The sequence below is a fragment of the Nocardia aurantiaca genome (assembly GCF_009708175.1).
In the GTDB taxonomy this organism is placed as follows: Bacteria; Actinomycetota; Actinomycetes; order Mycobacteriales; family Mycobacteriaceae; genus Nocardia; species Nocardia aurantiaca.
On the sequence record NZ_WMBB01000005.1, the window covers coordinates 153,992 to 178,615 of the forward strand.

Annotated in this window: 21 protein-coding genes and 1 pseudogene; 16 read left to right on the plus strand and 6 right to left on the minus strand. The window is 67.3% G+C overall.

Going from position 1 to position 24,624, the window contains the following annotated elements:
- The first annotated feature begins 57 nt into the window (after positions 1-57).
- From GLP40_RS11850 to GLP40_RS11880, 7 genes are all read left to right on the plus strand, one after another.
- Positions 58-996: an ABC transporter ATP-binding protein gene (locus GLP40_RS11850; RefSeq protein ID WP_154787933.1), complete on the plus strand. Its 939-nt coding sequence runs from the start codon at positions 58-60 to the stop codon at positions 994-996.
- Entirely contained in the window at positions 956-2,596 is a 1,641-nt protein-coding gene (locus GLP40_RS11855; RefSeq protein WP_154787934.1) for an ABC transporter permease subunit, read from the plus strand. Before GLP40_RS11850 ends, GLP40_RS11855 begins: the two co-directional genes overlap by 41 nt.
- 452 nt (positions 2,597-3,048) lie before the next feature.
- The gene (locus GLP40_RS11860) at positions 3,049-3,618 is read left to right on the plus strand and encodes a hypothetical protein (protein ID WP_154787935.1); all 570 of its coding nucleotides are present in this window, start codon (positions 3,049-3,051) and stop codon (positions 3,616-3,618) included.
- Positions 3,615-4,109, plus strand: a complete 495-nt coding sequence (locus GLP40_RS11865; protein WP_154787936.1) for a tetratricopeptide repeat protein — start codon at positions 3,615-3,617, stop codon at positions 4,107-4,109. The genes GLP40_RS11860 and GLP40_RS11865 overlap by 4 nt, the downstream gene beginning before the upstream one ends.
- Before the next feature lie 34 nt (positions 4,110-4,143).
- Entirely contained in the window at positions 4,144-5,364 is a 1,221-nt protein-coding gene (locus GLP40_RS11870) for an acyl-CoA dehydrogenase family protein (RefSeq protein ID WP_154787937.1), read from the plus strand.
- A 78-nt stretch (positions 5,365-5,442) separates the two neighbouring features.
- Positions 5,443-5,679, plus strand: a complete 237-nt coding sequence (locus tag GLP40_RS11875) for a hypothetical protein (protein WP_154787938.1) — start codon at positions 5,443-5,445, stop codon at positions 5,677-5,679.
- An 80-nt stretch (positions 5,680-5,759) separates the two neighbouring features.
- A complete protein-coding gene (locus tag GLP40_RS11880) occupies positions 5,760-6,179 on the plus strand; it encodes a hypothetical protein (protein ID WP_154787939.1) in 420 nt (139 codons plus the stop codon).
- 58 nt (positions 6,180-6,237) lie between these two features.
- On the opposite strand, the gene GLP40_RS11885 is transcribed toward GLP40_RS11880, so the two are convergent.
- The gene (locus tag GLP40_RS11885; RefSeq protein ID WP_328290032.1) at positions 6,238-7,128 is read right to left on the minus strand and encodes a DUF5995 family protein; all 891 of its coding nucleotides are present in this window, start codon (positions 7,126-7,128) and stop codon (positions 6,238-6,240) included.
- Between the two features lie 262 nt (positions 7,129-7,390).
- On the opposite strand from GLP40_RS11885, the gene GLP40_RS11890 reads away from it, so the two are divergent.
- Complete coding sequence (locus GLP40_RS11890; RefSeq protein WP_154787940.1) at positions 7,391-7,876, plus strand: FKBP-type peptidyl-prolyl cis-trans isomerase; 486 nt, start codon at positions 7,391-7,393, stop codon at positions 7,874-7,876.
- A 27-nt stretch (positions 7,877-7,903) separates the two neighbouring features.
- Positions 7,904-8,062, plus strand: a complete 159-nt coding sequence (locus GLP40_RS11895) for a hypothetical protein (protein ID WP_154787941.1) — start codon at positions 7,904-7,906, stop codon at positions 8,060-8,062.
- On the opposite strand, the pseudogene GLP40_RS11900 reads toward GLP40_RS11895, so the two are convergent.
- Positions 8,049-8,564: pseudogene (locus GLP40_RS11900) on the minus strand (saccharopine dehydrogenase); the annotation flags it as partial. The gene GLP40_RS11895 and the pseudogene GLP40_RS11900 sit on opposite strands and share 14 nt — an antisense overlap.
- Before the next feature lie 557 nt (positions 8,565-9,121).
- Positions 9,122-9,352: a DUF6400 family protein gene (locus GLP40_RS11905; RefSeq protein ID WP_154787943.1), complete on the minus strand. Its 231-nt coding sequence runs from the start codon at positions 9,350-9,352 to the stop codon at positions 9,122-9,124.
- A 238-nt stretch (positions 9,353-9,590) separates the two neighbouring features.
- Between GLP40_RS11905 and GLP40_RS11910 the strand changes: the two genes are divergently transcribed.
- Positions 9,591-10,463 carry an AraC family transcriptional regulator gene (locus tag GLP40_RS11910; RefSeq protein ID WP_328290033.1) on the plus strand — a complete coding sequence of 291 codons (873 nt, stop codon included), beginning with the start codon at positions 9,591-9,593 and terminating at the stop codon, positions 10,461-10,463.
- A gap of 70 nt (positions 10,464-10,533) precedes the next feature.
- The gene (locus GLP40_RS11915; RefSeq protein WP_230329526.1) at positions 10,534-11,589 is read left to right on the plus strand and encodes a serine hydrolase domain-containing protein; all 1,056 of its coding nucleotides are present in this window, start codon (positions 10,534-10,536) and stop codon (positions 11,587-11,589) included.
- A 194-nt stretch (positions 11,590-11,783) separates the two neighbouring features.
- Here the strand turns inward: GLP40_RS11915 and GLP40_RS11920 are convergent, their stop codons facing one another.
- Together GLP40_RS11920 and GLP40_RS11925 are read right to left on the minus strand one after the other, a co-directional pair.
- Positions 11,784-12,746, minus strand: coding sequence for an alpha/beta hydrolase (locus GLP40_RS11920; protein ID WP_154787945.1), 963 nt, complete (start codon positions 12,744-12,746; stop codon positions 11,784-11,786).
- 158 nt (positions 12,747-12,904) lie between these two features.
- Positions 12,905-13,507: a TetR/AcrR family transcriptional regulator gene (locus GLP40_RS11925; protein WP_154787946.1), complete on the minus strand. Its 603-nt coding sequence runs from the start codon at positions 13,505-13,507 to the stop codon at positions 12,905-12,907.
- Between the two features lie 78 nt (positions 13,508-13,585).
- On the opposite strand from GLP40_RS11925, the gene GLP40_RS11930 reads away from it, so the two are divergent.
- A complete protein-coding gene (locus GLP40_RS11930) occupies positions 13,586-14,620 on the plus strand; it encodes a GlxA family transcriptional regulator (protein WP_154787947.1) in 1,035 nt (344 codons plus the stop codon).
- A gap of 405 nt (positions 14,621-15,025) precedes the next feature.
- Here GLP40_RS11930 and GLP40_RS11935 read toward each other — a convergent pair whose 3' ends face one another.
- Positions 15,026-15,730: an alpha/beta fold hydrolase gene (locus GLP40_RS11935; protein ID WP_154787948.1), complete on the minus strand. Its 705-nt coding sequence runs from the start codon at positions 15,728-15,730 to the stop codon at positions 15,026-15,028.
- A 532-nt stretch (positions 15,731-16,262) separates the two neighbouring features.
- Between GLP40_RS11935 and GLP40_RS11940 the strand changes: the two genes are divergently transcribed.
- The 4 genes from GLP40_RS11940 (at position 16,263) to GLP40_RS11955 (ending at position 24,374) form a co-directional block, all read left to right on the plus strand.
- Complete coding sequence (locus tag GLP40_RS11940; RefSeq protein WP_154787949.1) at positions 16,263-17,198, plus strand: undecaprenyl-diphosphate phosphatase; 936 nt, start codon at positions 16,263-16,265, stop codon at positions 17,196-17,198.
- A 320-nt stretch (positions 17,199-17,518) separates the two neighbouring features.
- Positions 17,519-19,441, plus strand: a complete 1,923-nt coding sequence (locus GLP40_RS11945) for an MFS transporter (protein WP_328290035.1) — start codon at positions 17,519-17,521, stop codon at positions 19,439-19,441.
- Positions 19,442-19,612: 171 nt separating this feature from the next.
- Positions 19,613-20,539, plus strand: coding sequence for a DMT family transporter (locus GLP40_RS11950; RefSeq protein ID WP_154787951.1), 927 nt, complete (start codon positions 19,613-19,615; stop codon positions 20,537-20,539).
- 421 nt (positions 20,540-20,960) lie between these two features.
- Positions 20,961-24,374, plus strand: a complete 3,414-nt coding sequence (locus tag GLP40_RS11955; RefSeq protein ID WP_154787952.1) for a serine/threonine-protein kinase — start codon at positions 20,961-20,963, stop codon at positions 24,372-24,374.
- Positions 24,375-24,624 lie beyond the last annotated feature (250 nt).

Genomic DNA, 24,624 nt, shown 5'->3' on the forward strand with positions numbered 1-24,624 from the left:
ACCGGCCGAGGCCGAAATGCCCTGCCGATTCGCGGCGGTGCCCCGTGACCATGAGATATGACTTCCACGACCGAGGCTCGTCCGGCCGCCGCACCGGTGGTGGCCTGTAGCGGGTTGACCAAGGATTTCGGTTCCGGCCGTGGCGTATTCGACGTGGAACTGGTTGTCGCACGCGGTGAGACGTTCGGGTTCATCGGTCCCAACGGGGCCGGGAAGACGACCACGATCCGACTGCTGATGGATTTCACGCGTCCGGATCGAGGGCATGCGACCATCTTCGGTCTGGACACCCACGCCGACAGTGCCGAGATCAAACGCCGGGTCGGCTACCTGCCGGGCGAACTGGTGCAGTGGCCGCGAGTGACCGCGGGCTATGTGATCGGGCTGCTGGCGGGTCTGCGCGGCGGTGTGGACGAGGGATACATTCACGCCCTGGCCGAACGGCTGCGGCTGGACCTCGGTCGCCGCTACGAGGACCTGTCGCACGGCAACAAGCAGAAGGTCGGATTGATCCAGGCGTTCATGCATCGGCCCGAACTGCTGATCCTGGATGAGCCGACCCTGGGCCTGGATCCTTTGATACAGAGGGTCTTTCACGAAATGCTGCACGAGGCGGTCGCGGGCGGAGCGACGGTGTTGCTGTCCTCGCACGTGCTGTCGGAGGTGGAGTCGGTCTGCGACCGCATCGGTTTGATCCGCGACGGCCGGGTCTGGAAGGTCGGGTCGCTGAACGAGTTGCGGGCCAAACGGATTCATCGCGTCGAAGCGATCGTGACCGAGCCGTTGGATGCGATGCGGCTGCGTGAGATTCCAGGTGTCGGCGATCCCCGCTGCGATGGGCGGCTGCTCACCTGCTCGGTGCAGGGCTCGATCGGGCCGCTGCTGCAGGCGCTGAGTGCCGCCGGCGTGGTCGAACTCGACAGCCGCGAGCTCTCGCTCGAGGAGGTGTTCCTGCATGAGTACGAAACTGCCGCCCAGCCCGCGCCTGGCCATTGACACGCTCCGTGCCCATCGACGTGGCATCCTGGCGTGGATCCTGGGCGGCGCACTCGCCATGGTCTCGATCGCCGCCGGATTCCACAGCGAGGCAGGACGTTTCGAAGGCGGAGCGAAGGGGATGGCCGAAAGCATGCAGGCGGGGGTACAGGCGATGCGCCTGCTGCGCTGGCCGGGCGATCGGCTCGACACCCTGGGCGGGTACCTGACTTACCATAACGTCACGCTTTTCGTGTTGTTCCTCACCCTCTACGCGGCGGTGAACGGTGTCGGCGCCGTGCGCGCCGCCGAGGCCGGGCACTCGGTCGAGGTGATCCTCGCGACCGGCCGGACACGCGCCCAGCTGGTCCGCGCCCGCGCCCTAGGATTTGCGCTGGTCTCGGTAACTATCGGGCTTGGTTTGGGAGCGGGGCTGGCGTCGGCGATGATGCTCGGTGGCGAGCCCGATGTCGCGGGATCGTTCGCGATCGCGTTCGCCGCGGCGGCCTGCGCCATTGCCGGGTACGGCGTCGGCGCGGTGATCGGGCAGATCGGCGGCACCGCCCGATCGTCGAGTGCGGTGTCGGCGCTGATCGTGGTAGTGCTCTATCTCTACACCAATGTGTGGGATCGTTTCGGGCCGTTCGGGGCGCTGCGGTTCGTATCGCCGTTCTACTACTTCGTGCGCTGCCGGGCGCTGGTTCCCGGGGCAGGCTTCGATGTGCTGTCGTTGACGGCTCTGCTGCTGGGGGCGGCGCTGCTGGTGGGCGTCGCGGCATGGCTGTCCGAACGCCGCGATGTCGGACGCGCGCTCTGGTCGCGGCCCGAACGGGCTGCCGGTTCGAGGGTGCGCGTGCGGCACCCGGTGCTGAATCGACTGTGGTCGGCGACGCTGCTCCGCGAGCGCACCGGGTTGTCGGTATGGGCGGTGTCCGCCGCGGCCGCGCTCGGACTGATGGCATGGCTGGAACCCGAAGTGATCGATATGTGGGACAAATTCGACATCACCACTCGCATGCTGCAGGTCGACCCCGGTTTCAGCGCAGGCACCCAATATCTGGGCTTCATCTCCGAATTCACCGCCCCCATAGTGGCGGGATTCGTCGTCACCCAGGCCGCGGGCTGGGTGAGCGACCGTGAGGAGGGCCGACTCGCCATGGTCCTGTCCACTCCTCTGAGCCGCACCGCGCTGCTTCGACAGCGGTTGATCACGTTGCTCGCCGGCGCCGCGATCGTCGTCCTCGCCGCGCTCGCCGGACTGTTCATCGGCGCGCGGATCGTCGATGTCGATCTCGACGCCGCAGGAACGATTCGGGTGGCCGCGAGCGCGCTCCTGCTCGCAGTCGGACTGGGTGCGGTCGCGGTCTGGCTCGCCATGTGGATCCCGCGCTATGCCATTGCGGCGCTGTCGATCACGCTCGGAGCGTCCTACCTGCTGGTTCTGCTGGTGCCCATGTTCGACTGGCCGTCCTGGATCGCACGGCTGTCGCTGTTCGGCGCGACCGGGCACCCGTATCTGCAGATGCCCGCATGGGGCGGGACGCTGTTCCTGGCGGCGTCGGCGGTCGTGGGCTTCACGCTCGCCGCCACCGTTGCCGCGCGTGCCGAGGCCATCGCGTAATCCTGCGGCCGATGCCCGGGACTTCACGCAGCCACTCCGCGTCACCGCCCAGCGCCAGATGATCCGCGTGGTCCCGGTCTCGGTCAGTTCCGCCGCCGACCCCTGGGCGACCGCCCGCCCGTTCGCCAAACGCGACACAGGGACCCGCGATTACTTCGCAGTGTCTCTGGCCGCCTCCAGCGCGAGCTTCACCGAGGCCTACCGCGCGGTGCCCGGGCCGGCCCGGACGGTCCGCGGTCCCGTCATGTCGGCGACGCCGGGCAAGGTCGTCGTCGACGGCGTTACACCACGGTCGCGGACCGTCGCGACTTTGCTCTCCGATTCCTCCAGGCTCGCAACGAATCCCTGGTCGGCACCCCTTCTTCGCGGACTTCAGTGACACCGCGGGCCCGGTTTGACGACCTCGCACTCGCCTTCGCCGACCGCTTCCCCCGACCTGGAATCTCACTGATGTGGCGGTGGAGTCCCTCTCCACTCAGGATCGGCTCGAGGAGCTCGACGCCGGTGAACGTGCGGTCCGCGCCGCGTTCACGCTGTCATACCAGGATTTGCCGCCGCGTCGGCAGCGTCTGTTCCGGCGACTCGGACTGCATCCGGGCGACGATTTCGACGCGCCCGCCGCTGCCGCGCTGGACAATATCCCGGTCCCGGTCGCGCGGCGGGAACTTGGTGCCCTGTATGTGGATCACCTGCTGGAGGAGACCGCGGCCGGGCGGTTCCGGCTGCACGATCTACTGCGCGACTACGCGCGCACTCTGGTGGCTGAGGACGCGGACGACGATCGGGAGCGAGCGCAGGCGCGCTTGCTGTCGTACTACGAGCACACCGCGTTCCGGGCCAGCCGCCGCCTGGCCCGGATAACTCGCCTACGGGCCGTTCCGGTCGATGTTCCGCCATCATCGGTCCGGGTGTTCACGAACGCGCGGGAGGCGGCCCGATGGCTGCGCGTCGAGCAAGATAACCTGTTGGCTTGGCTCGATCATGGGGCCCGGCAACAGCTTTCGGAAATCACGATGCGTTGACGGCGGTTCTGGCGGAGTCGCTCGACCTGAACGGCGTACGCGCGAGTGCGATCGCGGTGCACGAGCGCGCCGCCGGTATCGCCCGCCTTCTCGGCGACCGTGTGGCCGAGTCCGACGCTCTGTTCAATCTCGGCGAAACATACTTGCGCACCGACGATTACGTGACCGGCATGGATCTGCTGGACCGGGCGCGCATAGGCTATCGGACCGCGAGTGAAGCCCTCGGCGAGGCGAACGCCCTGTGCTACTTGGGATTAGGGCGCTATCTGTCCGCCGATTACCCGGCGGCGATCACGATCCTGGAGCAGGCCATCGAGATGTACCGCGAACTCGGCGACCGTCGACGACGCGATGGTGCGCTGCCTCGAATCCGGGACGTCATCCTCGCCTCGACTCGGGCAGCGGCTATCACCGGCCCCAACCCGCCCGCCCGAGTTCCCGAGCTGATCTTCGCACCGGCCGAAGTAGAACGTGTTCTATATTCGGGGTGACTGACCGTTCCGCGAGCCCTCAGGAGTTCCGTACATGTACCAGTGGTCCGACGAAGACCTGATGTTCCGCGATGTGCTGCGGGGTTTCATCGACAAGGAGATCAAGCCACACGTCGATCAGCTGGAAAGCGGTGCGCTGCCGCCGTTCGACATCATTCGGAAGCTGTACGCCACCTTCGGGCTGGACGAGATGGCGCGCGAGGGGCTCGAGAAGGCGATTGCCCGGGAAGAGGCCGGGACCACGGGCAAGTCCGGTGGCGGGTTCAGCGGGTCGGGGTCGATGGGTGTCATTCTCAATAGCGAGCTGGCCGGGATCAGCCTCGGACTGGTGGCCTCGATGGGCGTGAGTCTCGGGCTGACCGCCGGCACCATTCGCAGCCGAGGCACGCTCGCGCAGAAGAAGCGTTGGCTGCCCGAGCTGGTCACCTTCGAGAAGGTCGGAGCGTGGGCCATCACCGAACCCGATTCGGGCTCGGACGCTTTCGGCGGCATGAAGTCCTACGTGCGCCGCGACGGCGAGGACTACATCCTCAACGGCCGCAAGACCTTCATCACCAACGGCCCGTACGCGGACGTCACCGTCGTCTACGCCAAGCTGGACGAGGAGGACGGCACCGACCGCCGCGACCGCAAGGTGCTGACCTTCGTGCTCGACAGGGGCATGCCCGGTTTCACTCAGAGCGCGCCGTTCAAGAAGATGGGCATGAACTCCTCGCCCACCGGCGAGCTGTTCTTCGACAATGTCCGCATCACCCCGGACCGTCTGCTCGGGGAGACCGAGAATCCGGCCAAGGGCGACGGAAAAGACAGTGCCAAGGAGTCTTTCGCCGCCGAGCGCATCGGCATCGCCTCGCTGGCGCTGGGCATCATCAACGAATGCCACCGGCTCTGTGTCGATTACGCGAAGTCGCGCAAGCTGTGGGGCAAGGAGATCGCCCAGTTCCAGCTCATCCAGCTCAAGCTGGCCGAGATGGAGATCGCGCGGATCAATGTGCAGAACATGGTGTTCAACGCCATCGAGCGCACCGCCGCGGGCGAGAAGGTGTCCCTCGCCGAGGCCTCGGCCATGAAGCTGTACTCCTCGCGCGCGGCCACCGAGGTCGCCATGGAGGCGGTGCAGTTGTTCGGCGGCAACGGCTACATGGCCGAGTACAAGGTCGAGCAGCTCGCCCGCGACGCCAAGTCGCTCATGATCTACGCGGGCAGCAATGAAATTCAGGTCACCCACATCGCCAAGGGTCTGCTCGGCGGATAGGCGCAGCTGATTCCTCAGCCCGTGCGTCCCGTCGACCCGTGCAGTGTTCGATCCCGGTCTCGGTTGCCGAGGGAACGAATGCTGCACGCGGGCAAGCTGTTCGATGATTGCATGATCGAGCGTCGGCTCGGTGCCCACGCGACCGGGGCCCATGACCTCAGGGCAATCGTTCTGCGCGCCAGCGCATCCGGCCGCCCGGCCCGGGCTGACCCGCTCGGCTTCCTGCAGACTTACGTCGGCGACGGCATTGCCTGGACCGCCGCGGGCGAACTCACGTCCCGGGTGTGGCTGTACAGGCGGTCGAAGTTCCCGTGAAACCATTCCGATCGCCACAGTGAAGCACTATTGTTTCTCATCGCTCACGTTCGTGTGGGCGATACGTGAGGAGCACAGTCATGAAGAATTCCCGCCGGGCCGGAATCGGTGCGACCGCATTCGGCGCCGTGGCCGCCGTCGCAGCCCTGACCGCCCCCAACGCCAGCGCACTGGTCACTGGAATCAGCGTCAGTGGCACCCAGTACTGCGTCAACCAGACCTACACCGTCACCGTCGACGTCACCGCCACCTCGTTCCTGTTCGATGTCTCCCTGACCGACAACGACACGTCGGTCGGCAGCTCCAAGGTCTCCAACAGCCAGGCCACCTTCTCCTGGACGCCCACCACCACCGGTTCCCACACCCTCAAGGCGACCCAGGAGGTGGTCAGCACCAAGTCCACCACCGTCAGCGTCGTCGACTGCACCCCCGCCGGCGGCAGCGGCTCCTCCGCCTCCAACCCCCTCGCGGGGCTGCTCAGCACCCTCTCGGCGCACTGAGCCCACCAATTCTCCTCGAAAGCCGCTGCAATGCAGCGGCTTTCGTGCTGCGTGGGAATCAGATTCCGTCGAGTTGGGCCACGATGTCGAAGGCGTGTTCGGCGGTTTGGTGTTCGAGTTCGATCTCGGCGGCTGTGACCTGGGTCAGCGCGGGGTTTTCGAGGGCCAGGCCATTGGCGAAGATGGTGACATTGGCTCCGAGGTCGCTGGCGACGAGCAGGGGTTTGGTGGCCACGCCCCTGCCCAGTACACGATCGAGGCCTTCACCGAAGAAGTAGAAGCGCCACAGCGGGCCCATTTTCGCGTTGTAGGTCCGGTCGGTGCGGTCGGTGATGAGGTCGCCGGTTTCGGCGATGTTGGCGACGATCTTGAAGTAGTCGCCGGCATTGGCCGGTGTCGATCCGGCCTCCGCGACGGCGCGGGGCAGATCGACAACGAGGTGGGCGTCGTATCCGGCGAGTGCGACGCGGGCGGGGGAGGCAGAGCAGTCGGCGGCGAGCGCGAAATAGTGGGCCCAGTGCGGTTCCGGTGTGCCACCGCTGAATTCGGCGTGCACATTGTCGAGGAAACGGCGGAGCAGGTCGAAGCTGATCCGGTGCGCGTATTCGGGGTCGGCGAACGACCGCGGGTCGCTTTGCAGCGGCATCACCGCGGCGCCTTCGACGGTATCGAGACCGCTGGCGAACGTGCCGCGGCGGTCGGCGTGCCGCTCGAAGATTTCGGTGATCCGGTGCTCGCGAGCGACCGCGTCCTGAAGTCTCGCGAGTTCGTCCTCGTCGTCGAGGGTGCTCGTATCGGACAGTCGGGCGATGTCGGCGTTCTCGGCGGGCGACAGTGTCGTCGTGCATTCGGAGGTCGAGGGCGGATCGGCGAGGGCCGTCGCCGGCGCGAGGACCGCGGCAGCGGTCATGGACAGTGTGGCAGCGAAACGCCAAAATGCGTCGGGCACGATGGAGTTTTAGCAGCGGCTGCCGGTCGGCACCGCCCGGACGAACCTGCCCGGGGTGGGGTTGGCATCGAAATCATCTGTCGTACAACGCCTTTTCGCGATCATGTGATCGCCATCACATCGGCGAGTCGCTGAGCCGCGCGGCCGGGTCGCGGCGTCCAGGACTTCGCCGGCCGCGACAGGCTCCTCCCTGTCGGGGGCGCGAGGATTGTCGGGATACATTTGCGCGGTCCGCATTCTCCTCAATGAAAGGGTTACCGCCATGTCGATCGCCGCTGACAAGGTCGTCGCCATCGAATACACCTTGACGGCCGATGACGGCGAGGTGCTGGACACTTCCGTCGGCGACGCGCCGCTGATCTACCTGCACGGGGCGGACAACATCGTGCCGGGCCTGGAACGTGCGCTGGAGGGCAAGGCCGTCGGCGACGAGGTTGTCGTCGTGGTGGAGCCCGAGGACGGTTACGGCGACTATCTGCCCGAACTGGTCAGCACGGTGGGCCGCGACATGTTCGAGGGTATCGACGAGATCGAGCCCGGCATGGAATTCCACGCCGAGGCGCCGGACGGCGAGTCCCAGATCGTCACCGTCCGTCAGGTGGACGGCCAGGATGTCACCATCGACGCCAACCACCCCCTCGCCGGCCAGCGCCTCCACTTCGCCGTCAAGGTCGTCGACATCCGTGATGCCGCCGAAGAGGAACTCGCCCACGGCCACCCTCACGATGAGGATGATCACGACCACTGAGATCAACCGCCGAGGCGGCATGAGGTCGTGCTCGTGCCGCTGCCGCCGTCGTGGCGCTGGTTCCAGTTCGGGCTCACCGTGGTCGGGGCAGTGCTCGGCGCGATCACGGCCATGCGCGTGATTCACGTCGAAATACGCTGCCCCGCAGCTGAATCGATGATCGGCGGGACCGCTACGCCCGGCTGAACGCCGATCGGAGCGAGGGCATCGGTTCCTGCTCGATCAGGTACAGCGGGGCGCTGGTATCCCGTTCGAGGACGCGATCGAGGTCGGCGAAGAATCGGGCGGGATCGATGACGGCGTCGGGGGCATGCGCCCCGGGACGGCGCGCGATCCCGTCGATCACCTGCGACATCCCCAATGCCAGCGGTATCCCCGTGACGCGAGCCATGTCGCCGAGTAGGCCGTGGGCCGGATCCGTCTGCGGGAGAGCCAGATTCAGGTGGGCGAGCGCCATGTGCGGGAGACCGCGCCTGAGTCCGGAGACCGCGGCGAAGAACGGCGGCAGCGTGCCGGGGCCCTTCGAACACATCGCTGTCGGCAGCGAGCGCAGGATGCGTCGCGTCTGCGGCTTGGCGAAGGCCAGCGCCGCTTGCTCGTTCGTCAATCTGCCGCGGTCGATGTCGCGGCGCAGGGTATCGAGGTGCGCCACGGTCCACGGGGTGATGACCATCAGGTTCACCGCCTCAGTCGCCCCGCGCACCGCCGTGATCGAGCCGCTGCTCTGCTCCGTCATTATCTATCATTTAAAATACGATCGTATATGAAATGATAGATACCGGGACTCGGATGCTTGGGTCGCTCATTCAGGAGGTCGCGAGCTCGCCGCCAGGTCCAGCGCCCACATCGAGCAGGTGAGCACCTGGTAGTTCGGCGAGGCGGAGCGAGGCGTGGGTCATGGGGGCCTCGTGAAAGGCCATTCGGCCGCATCGGTGAAACCTGACGTCGTTCATCGGCGAATCCCATCCCGCGCCGATGACAGCCGCCCGCATCATTCGGGAAATCCTCGGAGTAGCGCGGTGACGAGATCGGCGTGGACATCTGCAACCCTGGCCGCCTGAATATCCAGCGCGCCAACGCTTTCCGGAGCGCGCTAACCTCTTGCCCGCTGCCGAACGCGGCTGTATTCGGCATCGCCGCTTATCCACCGTCCACGAAACTCGGCCGAGAGCCGGAGCAGCCGGGTCACCACTCACCGGAGGCAACAAGCCGAACACCGGTCATGGTTCGTGCTCGGGGGTGAGATCAGTCGGCGATATGGCGCATCGCCCGATTCGGCAGGACTCCGGCCCGGACCAGTTCCTCGTAGATCCGCTGCTGCTCATCGTCGAGATTCGAGTACAGCATGTCGTACGCCAGATCCTCCTCGGCGAGCACCGCGACCGGATCCCAGTCGTCACCGAGCGCCGCGACGACAGCGGCGCGCCGTCGTACCTCGTCCAGCGTGAGGTCGTAAGCAAAATTGTGGTCGGCCATTCAGGCATCTCCAACCAGGCTCTTTCCAGAAACGAATTGCCGACGATGCCCAAGCACGCCTTCTCGGGCAATGACCTGCATCACGTTCCGCGGTTGGACTTCGTCACATTTGACGCCCGTGCGCGGACTGAACCGCGGAGTGAATGCGTCCACACAAATTCCAGCAGGCGCTCACGGGTTCCAGCAGGCGCTCACGGGACGGATCGGTGGTGTCCGCACCTTTCCGTAGCCTGGACGGGTGGGAACTGAGGACTCGGATCGCGATTCTGATGCGGGGTGGGATTTCGCGGGTCGGGCCGGCACCGTGCCGCCGGGCGCCGCGATCATCGGGTACCGCGACGTGCGCGACGCCGGGTTGGATCTTCGGGTCGCCGGGACCGCGGCGATCACCGTGCTGATCGAATTCGGGGATGGCGGGCTGATCGTCGACGATGCTCTCGGGCGGCGAACCCTCGGCGGCTTCGCCGTCGGGCTTCCTCTCGAGTCCATGCGCGTTCGTGGCGAGCGGGCAGAATGCATCGAGGTTCGCTTGTCGCCGATACAGGCCTATTCGGTATTGGGTGTTTCGCCAACGGAATTGGGCCGGGGCGTTGTCGCGCTGGAGGACCTGTGGGGTGTGCGAGTTCGGCGACTGCGTGAGCAACTCGCGTCCACCGGAACCTGGGACGACCGGTTCGCATTGACGGAATCGTTTCTGGCACAGTGTGACAAGCCGATGCGGACTCCTGACCCGGAGGTGGTCGAAGGCTGGAATCGCATAGTTGCCTCTCGCGGCCAGGTGCGGATCGGCGGGCTCGCCGAATCCCTCGGCTGGAGCCATAAGCGGCTGTGGGCGCGGTTCGAGTCGCAGATCGGCCTGACACCCAAGCGGGCGGCGATGCTGGTCCGATTCCGTTCCGCGGTCGACGGTCTGCTGGCGGGCAGGCCGGCCGCCGACGTCGCGATGGAGTGCGGGTACACCGATCAGGCTCATCTGTGCCGAGACGTATCGCTCTTCGCCGACCGCACGCCAGGGTCACTGACGGCGCACTACACGCCCGCCATCGCCCGGCACCGGTACCGGGCCTGGGGAAGATTCTTCCAATACGATGCGGGATCGCGCGGTCGATAGTGGTGCCGTGACCACCACATTCGATCCCGAGAAGCTACAGACCGCCCTGGAGACCCTCCACCTCGCGGGCATGCCCGGAGCATTCGCCGAGGTGCGCGACGACAACCGAATCTGGCGCGGCGCAGCCGGAGTCGCCGATGTCGCCACCGAACGTCCCGTCACGGCCGATATGCGACACCGTGTCGGCAGCATCACCAAGACGTTCACCGCTGCCGCCGTGCTGCAGCAGATCGACGATGGCGAAATAGAGCTCGATCGACCGATCGGCCACTACCTGCCAAGACTGGTCCCCGGCGAACGCGGTGCGGCGATCACGGTCCGGATGCTGATCAACCACACCAGCGGCCTCGCCGATTACCTCGCACATGCCTACCCTTCCCTCGCGGCCTTCCCCGCCCTGTCGAAAACGACACCGGAAAGCCTCGATGACAGCCGGTTCACCCGGTTTCATCCGACCGAACTGATCGAGATGGGCGTCTCGGCGCCCGCGACCGGGACCCCGGGTGGGACACCGGGGGTGTACTCGAACACCAATTACCTGCTCCTGTGCCAACTCTTGGAGTCTGTGACCGGTACGTCAGCGGAGAAATGCATCACCCGAAACGTCATCGAGCGCGCCGGGCTGCGGGGCACCGAACTCCCAGCCGGAACACATATCAACGGACCGCATGCACTGCACTATGAAGCGTGGTTCGGCATGATCGATCCGCCGCGCGACTACAGCGTCTATGACATGTCGTGGGTGGGGCCGGCGGCTTCGCTGATATCGACCGTCGCCGACCTGAACCGCTTCTTCGGGTTGCTGTTGTCCGGCGAGATCATCAGCCGATCGTCGCTGGCGCAGATGCAACACACCGTTCCGGTCGTCTCATTCGAGGGAAAGACACTCGACTACGGCCTGGGCCTGCAGAAGATGACGGTGCCCGGTCACGGAACCTACTGGGGCCATGAGGGTTCCGTCTGGGGCGGCGGAGCGATCTCCATGACCGGCGCGGACGGCAAACGGCAAGTGTCCATCGCAGTGAATCTGCAGCGATGGAATCGACTCGACTCGTCAGGGAACCCGCAGCCGCATCCCATCGACGACGCGCTCCGGGCTCTCATTCAGTTGGCGTTGTGTGGTTGATACATCGCATAGCGTCCTGAATTCGGCTGGTCAGAGACTGGTGTCGGGATACGAACCCGGCCAAGGACGCGATGGTCCGGCGGATTAACTTGTCCGCCAGCAGTATTCCCAGTCGATGCCGGAGAATCGGACCGGAGGGCGGCTCGACCCTGACAGGCCGGGAGGAGCCGCTCGCCGATCCGCCGGCGCGGCCGTCAGTCGTGCAGCGCCTGGCTCAGGACGCTGACCGCCTGGGCCACTGCGGCTTTGGCCGCGTTGGTGTCGTGCAGGGTATTGAGCATGACGAAGTCGTGGGTGATGGCGCCGTAACGGACCTGGGTGACGGGCACACCCGCGGCGCGCAGCTTGGCCGCGTACGCCTCACCCTCGTCACGCAGCACGTCGGCCTCGGCGGTGATGATCAGGGCGGGCGGAAGATCGGCCAATTGCGCCGGTGTGGCGCGCAGCGGGGATACGGTGATCCGCGCGCGCTCCTCCGCGCTGGTGGTGTACTGATCCCAGAACCATTGCATGCCTTCGCGGGTCAGGAAGTAGCCGGTCGCGAACTCGTGATAGGAGCCGGTGTCGAAGTTGGCGTCGGTGACGGGGTAGAACAGCACCTGCTGGCGGAAGGACACGTCACCGCGTTCCTTGGCCATGAGGGTCAGCGCGATGGCCATATTGCCGCCGACCGAGTCGCCCGCGACCGCGATGCGGGTGCTGTCCAGGCCCTTCTCGGTGCCTTCGGTGGTGACCCATTGGGCCACGCGGTAGGACTGCTCGTTGGCGACCGGGTAGCGCGCCTCGGGCGAGCGGTCGTATTCGGGGAACACCACGGCCGCGCCGACGCCGACGGCCAGATCGCGGACCAGCCGGTCGTGGGTGTGGGCGTCACCGAAAACCCAGCCCGCGCCGTGGGTGTAGACGATGACCGGCAGCGTGCCGGTCGCACCCCGCGGCTTGACGATACGCACCCGCACCGAGCCGGTCGGGCCGCCCGCGACGGTGACCCACTCCTCGTCGATCTCCGGTTTGAAGATGGGCGAATCCTGGACGCCGTCGACCGTCTTACGGCCCTCCTCCGGCGAAAGCTGATACAGGAAGGGCGGCTCCGAGGTCGCGTCCACAAATGCCTGGGCCGCGGGCTCGAGTGAGATGCCGTGCGGATTGCCTGCCATGGTCGTTTCTGCCTTTCGTCGCGTCGGCGTGCGCGCAGCGGGCGAGCACGCAGTCCAGTCTTCACGGCGCCGGCAGGCGACCGCACCGCTTCACGGGTCACGAATCCCTGAAAACGGGACACCGTGAATCGGTCAGCGGGAGGCGGCCTTTCGGGCCTCTAGGCGGTGGCGTCGACGCGGTCCGCCCAGGTGGCGGGAAGGGCGGTCAGGGAGATTTCGGCGATCTCATGCAGGCGCCGAACCGGGACGCCCAGCCGGCTCAACTGGATCAAGCCCTGGGCCACCACAATGATGTGGGCGCTGAGCGCTGGCACGGCATTGTCGCCGGGGGCGGTTCGGTGCAGCCGCTCGGCGACGCCGCCCTCCATGGCAGCGGTGGTGCGTGCCCCCAGTTCGGAGACTTCCGGGATCCGGCCACCGAGCGCGGCGATGCTGTTGATCATGAGGCAGCCGCGTCGATTCGGTTGTGCGGCGCAGTCTTCGACGATGGCGCGCAGCAGCGTCAGCACCGCCGTCCGCGCGGAGCCCGGTGCGGCGAGGACGGTGTCGCGGACGAAGGCGGCCCGACGTTCGCAGTAGCGTTCGAAGGCCGCGAGGAACAGCCCGCGCTTGCTGCCGTACGCAGCGTAGATGCTCCCGTTGCCGACACCGGCGACGAGCGAGACGTCCTCTACCGACGTGTCGTCGAATCCCTTGGACCAGAACTGCTCGATCGCGGCGTCGAGCAGTGTCGATTCATCGAACTGTCGCGGCCGTCCCATGGGGTCACCGTACCAATCGACGTGTGAGGATCCGCATAGCCCTTGTTCTGGAGGCGTGCCTCCAGAATACTGGTTGCCATGTCTTCCTCATTCGAAGGAAAGTCTCGTCGCCGCATCGGCTTCCTGGTCTTCGATGGCGTCAAAACGCTCGACTTCGTCGGTCCGGCGGAAGTTTTCGTCGAGGCGAATCAGTCGGTGTCCGACTACGAGGTGGTGCTGGTCTCGCCCGACGGATGCAGTGTGCTGACCTCATTGGGCAGCCGGATCGAGGTGAGCGGCGCGGCGGCCGATGCCGGACGCTTCGACACGGTCGTGATCCCGGGCAGCGAGCTGCCGCCCACGCGCTTCGTCACCGAGGAGTTGCTGGCCGCGGCGTGCGCGCTCTCCTCCAACACCCGGCGACTGGTGTCGGTCTGCAGCGGCGCGTTCGTGCTGGCCCGGCTCGGCCTACTGAACGGCAGGCAGGCCACCACGCACTGGAAGTTCACACGGGACCTGGCACACCGGTATCCCGAGATCGACGTGCGGCCCGATGCCATCTTCGTGCGCGACGGGAACCTGTACAGCTCAGCAGGTGTGGCGGCGGGTGTCGATGTGGCGCTGGCGCTCGTCGAAGAGGACCTCGGGGCCGATGTCGCGCGGCGGGTGGCGCAGTCACTGGTCGTCTACATGCAGCGGGCGGGTGGACAGTCGCAGTTCTCGGTATCGCTGACCGGACCCGCGCCGCGCAGCGCGCTGGTACGGCGAGTGGTGGACCTGATCTGCGCGGACCCGGCGTATCCGCACACCGTGCAGACGCTGGCCGCGCACGCGCAGGTCAGTCCGCGCCACCTCACCCGCCTGTTCCGTTCCGAGCTGGAACGGTCGCCCGCCGAATACGTCGGATTCGTTAGGTTCTGTACCGCCCGCGATCTGCTGCATGCCGGGCATTCCGTCACCGAGGCGGCCATCGCCACCGGCTACGGCAACAGCGAGGCCCTACGTCGGGCATTCATTGCGCGCCTGGGTATTTCACCACGCAAGTATCAGCAGCGGTTCCGTTCGACCGGCTCGGCGGTGTGGACCGAGGACGTGGTCGGGTTCGAGGACGAGGAGGCCATGGCAGTCTCCTGATCCGGCGGTGGCCGCCTTCGCCTTCACCGAGCCCGCTCGGCCCCATCGAAGGCCCGAGCGGGCTGGGGCATCGTCTCCGCCGCCGACGACACCATCAACCCTGATGTCGAGCGGTTCGGCTACCAGCGCGCCGGCCTGCGCAAAATAGTTGAACCCGACGCACCTCTCCTGGTCATGAAGACCCACCCCGAGGCCGCCGCTGTCATCGCCGGTGCCCTCGCCGCGTTGTCCTGACAACCCGAACGGGTGATCGACCCGCATTGAGCGGCGGCTCTATCCCCTCTGTACAGAACGTCTTTCCATGCCTGATGAGCGTATGACCGTCATGGTGAATCCAGAGCGAGCCGATCGCCGACGTTCGGGAGGCGACCTGTGCTGTGCATGTTGCGCGCAGATGCCAAGGAGTTACTTCTGGGCGGCCAGGAGGATGAGGTCGGCGACCGCGGTGGGGTTGGAGACGGAGACCGCGTGGGATGCGGGGATTTCGACGGTGTGCGCGGCGGCTCGGGCGGACATGAAACGCTGGGATTCCAGTGGGATGTTCTTGTCGTCGGTGGTCACGAGAGAGTAGGCGGGGATGCTGCGCCACGCCGCGGCCGTAGCCGATTGTTGAAGGGCGGCAAGGGAAACCGGGCGCTGGGTGATCGCCATGTTGTCCGCGACGTGGGCGGGCACGTCGGCGGCGAATTGGGCGGGAAACTCGTTCTGGCGAATGTAGAGTTCGGTACCCGCCGTGTCGCCGGGAAGCGGGCGCGAGACGGTGGTGGGTGCGAGGGTGGAGCCGGCGAACTTGTCGGTCAGTTCGAGGGCGTTCTCGCCCTCGGCGGGGATGAAGGCGGCGATGTAGACCAAGGCCTTGACGGAGGCCATTTCATGGGCGGCCACCGTGATGACACTGCCGCCGTAGGAATGGCCCGCGAGGACGATCGGGCCCTCGATGGTGTCGAGAACCGAAGCCACGTAGGCGGCGTCGGCGTCGAGGCCACGCAACGGGTTGGCGGCGGCCAGAACGGAATAGCCCTCGGCGCGCAGCCGTGCGATGACGCCGTTCCAACTGGAGGAATCGGCGAAGGCGCCGTGAACGAGGACGATGGTCGGCTTCGTAGTCATGCAGGTGCTCCTGTGGAGTATCGGGTCGAGGGTCAGCTCGGTTCGGAGAAGGTGGCGGTGATGAGCGACGACCGTCTCGGAACCCCGCGACAGCGAGTGGCTGTGCGTCTCCTAGAGTTTCGATCACGCGCCGTGTTGTCGGCCCCTCGCCGCGGGCCAGGAATCCACTGAATCGGGACACGGCGTGACACGTGACCGTCGTGTGTCCAGGTGAGCCGGTCAGCCTGGCCGGTCTCTCGGTCGCCCACTGGCAACGCGGAGCCGTGTGGCCAATCGATGGTGCGCGGCAACGACTTCCGCGTGCCATGTCAGGTCCGCGTTGGTGATGGATTCGGGCAGGACGGCGGCCTCGACGAGGACGCGCCGACTCGTTCGGGTCGGCGGTCGACAGCCGGTTCGCGCCGGCCGAACGATACCCGCGGCGCTCTGAAGGGAAGGTCGTAAATGATTGGCAGAGCGAGCAATTCGGTCGATCTTCGTACCCGTAGGGGTGTCATCGCTGCGGCGGAACACTCATGCGAAACTCGTGCCGATGATCACCTACTTGCAAGCCGCTGTCATCGGCGCCGTACAGGGTGTCACCGAACTCTTCCCGATCTCGAGCCTGGGGCACTCGGTGCTGGTCGCGGACTGGATCGGGGGTAGCTGGAAGCAGGTGACCCTGGGCAGATCCGGCAGGGGCGCAACGTATCTGGCCTTCGTGGTGGCGTTGCACGTGGCCACGGCGGTAACGCTGCTGGGCTACTACTGGCGTGATTGGCTGGCCATCATCGCCGGTTTCGTATCCACGCTGCGGACCGGGCGCGCGGTCACCGTTCCGCAGCGCCTCGCGTGGCTGATCGTTCTCGCCACCCTCCCCGTCGCGGTCCTGGGCCCCCTGCTGGACCGTTCGCTGCACGCGCTGACCGATTCCCCCGTCGACACCGGCTTCTTCCTGACCTTGAACGGTGTCGTGCTCGTCCTCGGCGAGGGATTGCGCAGGCGCAACGAACCGACGCTGGTGGAATACGGTCGCCGATTCGGCCGGCGTGAGGCCCACCGGTCGGTTCTCGCTACCGAACCGAATCTTCCCCGCCAGGCAGACCGCCCGCTGGCGGCCTTGGGAGCCGTGGACGCCATCGGTATCGGCTTCGCCCAAGCCGGCGCGCTGCTGACCGGGTTCAGTCGCGCCGGGCTCACCATGGTCGGCGGTCTGTGGCGTGGTCTGGAAAACGAGCATGCCGCCAAATTCGCTTTTCTGCTCGCCACCCCGACGATTCTGGGCGCGGGGCTGGTCGAACTGCCGGAACTCGCCGAACCGAGGATCGCCGCCATCCGTGGCCCGGTACTGCTCGGCGCCTTCGTATCCGGAACATGCTCATGGCTGGCGGTGCGATACCTGGAACGATACTTCCGGACCCGCACACTTCTTCCGTTCGCGACCTACTGCATCATCGCGGGAACGCTGTCGATCATCCGATTCCTGTGAGGCCTCCGCCATCCCGCCGCGCGCCGGCCTCCGGCACGCAACGCCGGAAACCGGCCGCGCGGAGGCCTGCCGAGCGGCATCCACATCAGGCCATAGAGGGATCCGAATGGTGGCGTCTCGCGCTGCCGGGCCTTCCGGTCCGCCGTGAGTCCGAAGCCATCGGCGTGCACCGCCCTGGGCTCGGTGGTCCGAGAACGAGAGGTCAAATTCTGTTATAGAACAAGCTTTGTCTGATAGGAGAGGATAAATGCACCAGCATTCAAGGCGAGATCATTCTGTTCTAGAATAATCTCGCTGAATGGTTGTGTGCGGAGGTTGTGGTGTTCGTCGAGTCGGCTCGTCCGCTGCTCGTCCGTGAGCATCCGAACGCCGGTTGGCTCGCGGTCGGGGCGGTATGCCTGGGCGCGTTCATGGGCCAGCTCGACGCCAGCATCGTGACCTTGACCTTCCCGGCGGTCCAACGGGAATTCGGGGCGCCGCTGGCCGGCGTGCAATGGGTGTCGCTGGCGTACCTGCTGACCGTCGTCGGGCTGGTCGTCTCGGCGGGGCGGGTGGCGGATGCGGTGGGGCGCAAGTTCGTCTATCTGCAGGGCTTCGTGGTGTTCACGCTCGCGTCGGCGGCATGTGCGCTCGCGCCCGGACTGGGATGGCTGATCGGGTTCCGGGTGGTGCAGGCCGTGGGGGCGGCGATGTTGCAGGCCAACAGCGTGGCGCTGGTGGTGACGAGTGTGCCGCCGCACCGCATGCGGTCCGCGCTGGGCGTGCAGGCCGGGGCGCAGGCGTTGGGGCTGGCATTGGGCCCGGCCCTCGGCGGTGTGCTGGTGGCGTCGGCCGGGTGGCGCTGGGTGTACGGAGTGAACGTGCCCATCGGAGTGCTGGCGCTGGCGGCGGGCCGCTATCTGCTTCCGCGGACCCGTGAGCGCAACGCCCTGCGGGAATTCGACTGGCGTGGACTGCTTCTGCTGATCGGCAGCACGACCGGCGCCCTGGTGGCGGTGTCGGCGATGTCCGGCCTGCCGCTGCCGGTGTGGGCCGCCGTCGCGGCGGCGGCCCTCGCGGCGGCGTGCGCGACCGGCGCGGTCTGGTGGGCGCGACGCGCCCGCGATCCCCTCGTGGATCCGGTGCTGCTGCGGCCACCGGCGGTATCGGCCGGGCTGGTCGGGGCGTTCGCGGCGTATCTGGTGCTGTTCGGTCCGCTGGCACTGTTCCCGCAGCTGCACGAGGCGACACCCGCGGCGACCGGCGTGGTGCTCACCGCGCTCCCGACGGGTTTCGCGGTGGCCGCCGTCGCCGGGGCCCGCCTGCTCCCGCGCCACGGGGACGGCCGTCAACGCCTGGGAGTGCTCGCCATGGTGACAGCGCTCGGCGCGCTTGCCCTGTCACCGACCACGCCATGGTGGGCGTTCGCCTGCCTCTGGCTGCTGGGCTTGGGGCTCGGGGTGTTCATCCCCAGCAACAACGCGGGCATCATGAGCGCCATCGCCCCGGGCCGATCGGGAACCAGCGGCGGACTGGTGAATATGAGCCGGGGGCTGGGAACCGCCGGTGGCGTCGCCGTGGTCACCTTGGCCCTGCACCTCGGCGGCCATGCCGAAAGCCCTTCGACCGCACCGCGGATCGCCTTGCTGGGACTACTGGCCTTCGCGGTCCTGGCGGCGGGGACGACCTTCGTGAACGGCAGGGCACAATTCCAGGGATCATCCGAGCGTGAGGAGTCATCGATGACCACATCCGCCGCCGAACCGCTGCCCGCGTTGCTGGTGCGGCCGGACGAGAGCGCGCTCGCGGAGGTCATCGCCTGCCTGCGGCGGGCCATGCGCCGCGCCGCCCGCGCCACCGATCCGGCCAACACGCTCTCGGTCGCCCAATTGGAGTTGCTGTCCTGCGTCTGCGAGCATCCCGGGATCCGCCCCGGGCAGCTGGCCCGCCAGCTGCGCCTGGCTCCGAACTCGGTCACCACGCTGGTCAACGGTCTGGCCGGACAGGGCATGATCATCCGGGGCGCGGGGGAGGCGGGCGAGGATCGGCGCGCGGTCACCTTGACCCTGACCGAGGCGGGGCGGGAAGCGGTGCGATCCTGGCAGTCCACCAACACCGATATCCTGCGCGCCGCCCTGGCCGACCTGCACCCCGGATGGCAGCACTTGCTCAGTGCCGCCATGCCCGCGCTCGAGGAACTCACGCGCGCGATCGACACCCGGGCCGACCCGCCCGCGCAGTCGAGCTCGCCGGCCCACGCCTGAGGTCGCGCCGGTCACACCGGATCTCGGCGAGTCATCGTCGAATACGGCTGAGCCGAGCAATCCGACCAGTAGCCTCGTAAGGTCGATTACTTCGCATTTGGCTGTGCGGCGGAACGTTTGCCGCCGATCGGGTTGTGGAAGACCGGGTTCGTCGATGACTCCGGAGGAACCGTGCTCGGTGTGCTGCTCGCGTCGACCATGTGGGGTTTGTCATCGGTTTTCATGAAGGTGGCGCTGCCGGGGATGCCGCCGTTCGGGGTGGCGTTCATTCGCGTGCTGCTGTCCGGATTGATCCTGACACCGGCCGCGCTGCTGCGCGCCCGCGGCCGGACCGCGCCCGAAGTGCCCGCGTCCGGCGGGCGCGAGCGCGTGCATCTGGCCGTGCTGGCCGTGACCACCGTGGCGTTGCCGTTCTGCCTGACCGCCTGGGCGCAGCAGCAGGTCGAAGCCTCCCTGTCGGCCGTGCTGCACGCGACGGTGCCGCTGTGGACCCTCGGCTTCGCGATCCTCATGCTGGGGCATCGCCCATGCGGGCGGCAACTCGGAGCCGTCGCGATCGGATTGCTCGGCGTCGCCGTGCTGGCGGGACCGGGCTCGCACGACCTCACCGGCTGCTCATGGGGCGGATGCCTGGCCGTGCTCGCCGCATCGGCGTGCTACGGATTCGGCTGGACCTACATGCGCCGCAACCTGTCTCACCGGCAGCCGCTCTACATCACGGCCGTCATCCAGGTCGGCGCGCTCCTGGTACTGGCACCACTGGCGGCCGCCACCACCGACACCGGCCACGTCGAGCTGACGCCGGTGCGCATCGCGAGCCTGCTCGCCCTGGGCGTGATCAGCACCGCCGGGGCCGAACTGCTGAACTACCGCAATGTCATCCGGCTGGGCCCCACCAGCGCGGCGCTGACCGCGTACCTGATCCCGGTCGTCGGCGTATCCGCGGGCATCTGCGTCCTCGGCGAGCCGCTGACGGCACGGTTGCTGATCGGTGCGGCGATCGTGCTCGGATCAGTGGGACTCGCGGTGCAGCGACGTCACGATCGGGAGAAGCCGTCGGACCGTCATGGCCGGACGAAACCCGCATGGGCAGAATAGGATTCAGTTGAAATCCGACGCATCGCATGGAAGGGCACGGTTCTCGCTCGATACTGTGACCGCCTGCTGCGGGCGTGGGGTGGGCGAGCGGACCGGGCACCCGCCGGACCGGGGCCGCCAACTCCGAGGGCTCGACGGACAACGCGGCGAAGGGCGCGATGGTCCCGAACGCGCGCACGATCGGAGCCGGATCTCATGCCGCGATGAGGAGGTTCTCGATCCGAGTGGCTGCCTCATGCCGAAGGCCGGAACCCTCGCAGGTCGGCGCTGACCGGGCCGAACGCCACGCACACCGGCAGCCTGGACGAATTCCACCTCATTACCGCTGCGCGGGCAGCCCGGTGCGAACCGGCCAGCGTCTGACGGCGGCGTTACGATCGTGCTGTCGGGGCCGATTCTCACGGCAAGAGGTGAGCAGGCCATGGTCGAGCGAGACGTCGAAGGCACGCAACGGGACCTGCGTATCGGGGTGGACGCGGAGTTGGCCGCTGCGGGATTCGATGACGCGCGGGAAATCGGGCGCGGGGGGTTCGGGGTCGTTTACCGGTGCGTCGAACATCTGCTGAATCGGCCGGTTGCGGTGAAGGTGCTCGAGGCGTCGTCGAGCGCGGAGGAGCGGGAGCGGTTTCTGCGAGAGCAGCGGGCGCTGGGGCTGTTCAGCGGCCATCCGCACATCGTGCAGGTGCTGTCCGCGGATATCACCCCTACGGGTCGGCCCTACCTGGTCATGCCGTACTTCGCGCTCGGGTCGCTGCTGACGCGAATCCGGGAGCACGGGCCGCTGCCCTGGCAGGAGGTCCTGTCCATCGGAGTGAAGATCGCCGGGGCGCTGGCGGCCGCGCACGCCTATGGCATGGTGCATCGGGATGTGAATCCATCCAACATCCTGGTGTCGGACTACGGCGAGCCCCAGCTGAGCGATTTCGGCATCGCCCGCATGCGAGGTGCGTTCGAGACCGCGGCGGGGCTGGTGGCGGGAACCCCGGCGTTCACCGCGCCCGAGGTGTTTCGCGGTGAGCAGCCGACGGCGGCCGCGGACGTGTACGGGCTGGGCGCGACGATGTTCTGTCTGCTGACCGCGCATGCGGCGTTCGAACGCCGCGAAGGCGAATCGCTGGTCACGCAGTTCGTGCGGATCGCCTCCGAGCCGGTGCCGGATCTGCGCCACCACGGGGTGCCCGCCCAACTCGCCGCCGCGCTCGAAGCGGCCATGGCACAGGACCCGGGGGAGCGACCCTCCTCCGCCAGGGAGTTCGGCGATCGGCTGCGCAATATCCAGTTCTCGTCCGGCCTGACGGTGGATTCCATGGCATTGCCTGCCGAGGACGGCGACAAACGGGGAGCAGAGCCCGTCGTGCCGTCCGCACCGGCGGAGACCACGGGCGGCATCACGCAGTGCGCGGGGCCGACACCGTCGACCCGGTACCGGCCGCCGAGTTCGCCGCGCCGGCCGGTGCAACGGGAGCGGCTGCTCGGGCGACTGCGGGACGGGGGCGCGCGGCGGCTCGTGCTGATCCATGGTCCGGTCGGGTTCGGCAAGAGCACCCTCGCCGCGGAATGGGTGAATATGCTTGCCGCCGAAGGCATCCGGGTCGCCTGGCTCAGCGTGGACAGCGACGACGACAATGTCGTGTGGTTCCTGTCCCACGTGATCGAGGCGATTCGCTACGCGCATCCGGGCGTCGCGGCCGACCTGGAAAGGCTGCTCGAGGAGCATGCCAGCGATGCCGCACGGCACGTGATGACCACCCTCATCGACGAGATCCATCGCAGCGGCGAGACAGTGGCCCTGGTCATCGACGACTGGAATCGGGTGACCGGGCCCGCCACCATCGCGGCGCTCGAATTCCTGCTCGACCACGGCTGCCATCACCTACGGCTCATCGTCACCAGCCGCAGCCGCACCGGACTTCCCCTGGGCCGCATGCGAGTTCACGACGAGCTCACCGAGATCGACGAGTCCGACCTGCGCTTCGACCGCACCGAGACCTCGGAGTTCCTGGCGGACACGAGTGGGCTGTCGCTGGGGTCCACGGACGTCGAGCGACTGCGCGAGTCGACCGAAGGCTGGGCCGCCGCACTGCAATTGGCGACACTGTCGCTGCGCGGGCGCGACGACCCCGGCGCCTACATCGATCAGATCTCCGGGCGGCACTACGCCATCGGCGAGTACCTGATGGAGAACGTGATCGACTCGCTCGAACCCGACCTGCTCGACTTCGTCATGCGCACCGCGGTGCCCGACCGCATCTGCGGCGAACTCGCCGAGGCGCTGACCGGCGTCGACTCCGGACAGGACATGCTCGAGCAGGTGCGAGCGCAGGACCTGTTCCTGCGCAGCATCGATGACGATCTGCGCTGGTTCCGCTACCACGGACTGTTCGCGCAGTTCCTGCGCAATCGGCTCGCTCGCAAGCACCCCGGGCTGCTCGAAGAGTTGCACCTGATCGCCTCGCAGTGGTTCGCCGCCCACGACAAGCTCACCGAGGCCGTGGACCATGCGCTCGCCGCCAACGCGCCGGAACGTGCCACGACGATCGTGGCCGAACACGCCGAACGGCTGATGGAGCAGTCGCGCACCGCGACCCTGCTCGGACTCGCGGCCAAGCTGCCCGACTCCTACCTGGCGCTGAACGCGCCGTTGCAGGTCCGGATCGCCTGGGCGAATGTCGCTGTGCAACGCCCGGCTCCCGCGCTGGCCGCCCTGGATCGCGCCGACCTGGCCTTGGCGGCGGCGCCGCAGGACGAGCGGTCGGCGCACACGCGAACCGAGCTCGAGTTTGTCCGCACCGCCGTGGATCTGATCAGCGACCGGGCCGCGGAAGCTCCCGTCCGCACGCCACCGCAGGGCCCGCTGCGGCCCTTCCTGGCGCACGGAATCGCCGTGGTGGCAATGGTTTCCGCGTTGTACCGTTTCGACTTCGACGAGGTGCAGCGTTGGCACCGATGGATCGAGCCGTACCGGTTGCAGGCGCGCGGTCCCTTCGGGGTGATGTACTGCGACTGCATCGCCGGGATCGCCTCGTACGAGCAACTCGACATCCACGGAGCCGAATCCTGCTTCCGGACGGCGCGCCGGCTGGCCCTGGAGACGGGAGAACGGTCCCACGCCACCCGGCTGGCCGGCGCCCTGCTCGGCGAATTGCTCTATGAGAAAGGGCAATTCATCGAAGCCGAGGAACTGCTGGCAGCCGGGCTCACCCTCGAGGGCGGCACGGTCGAATTCCTCATGGCCGCGTACGCCACCGGCGCCCGGCTGGCCGCGGTGCGCGGGGATCTCGACACCCTGCACGCGCGTCTCGACGAAGGCTCGAAAATCGCGACCAACTCGTCACTTCCGCGCCTGGCCGCCCAAATCCTCAACGAGCGGATCCGCTGCGGCCTGCCGATCGACGACGACGACCGCCGTGAACTCGAGCAACTCGAGCCCTATACCGCCCATCCCGACCTGCCCTCCGCGAGAACCGCGGAGATCGAACACGACTCCGCCATCCGGCTGCTGCTCGCGACCGGCACCCCGGCCGCGGCGGAGCTGGCCACCGGTCGCGCCGAACAATTGCGCCGGGTCATCGCCACGCAAGACCGTCCGCATGCACTGCTCAACGCCGAACTCATGCACGCCTGCTGCCTGGCGGCGACCGGCCGTATCGAGCAAGCGGCCGAACAGGTGACCCCTGCGCTGATCCGATGCGCGGAGCTGGGATTGGTGCGGTGCGTCGTCGACACCGGGGTGCAACTCCAACCGGTGATCGAAAACATCTCCAGCACAATGGAATCCATGCCACACCCGCTGCGCGCATTTCTGAATCAGGTGCAAGCGGAGTTCGAGCGATGACCGCCGACGTCCCCCTGAGGTTGTGGCCGCCCGCATCAGACGCGCCGTATTCGTGACAGTTTCCGCGTCGGGTGCTGTGTCATCGGCATGGAGGGTCACCGAACCCGAAGACCTCTCCGGGCGGTAACCGATCTTGCCGAACAGTTCAGCGGTCGTGACCCCCGGCGTCCGGGTCCCGGGCCGCTGCTCTCGGCCGATCACCGTGATATGTGGCGTTGCCCAGGTATTGCCGGCATTCACGTGCGCGGGC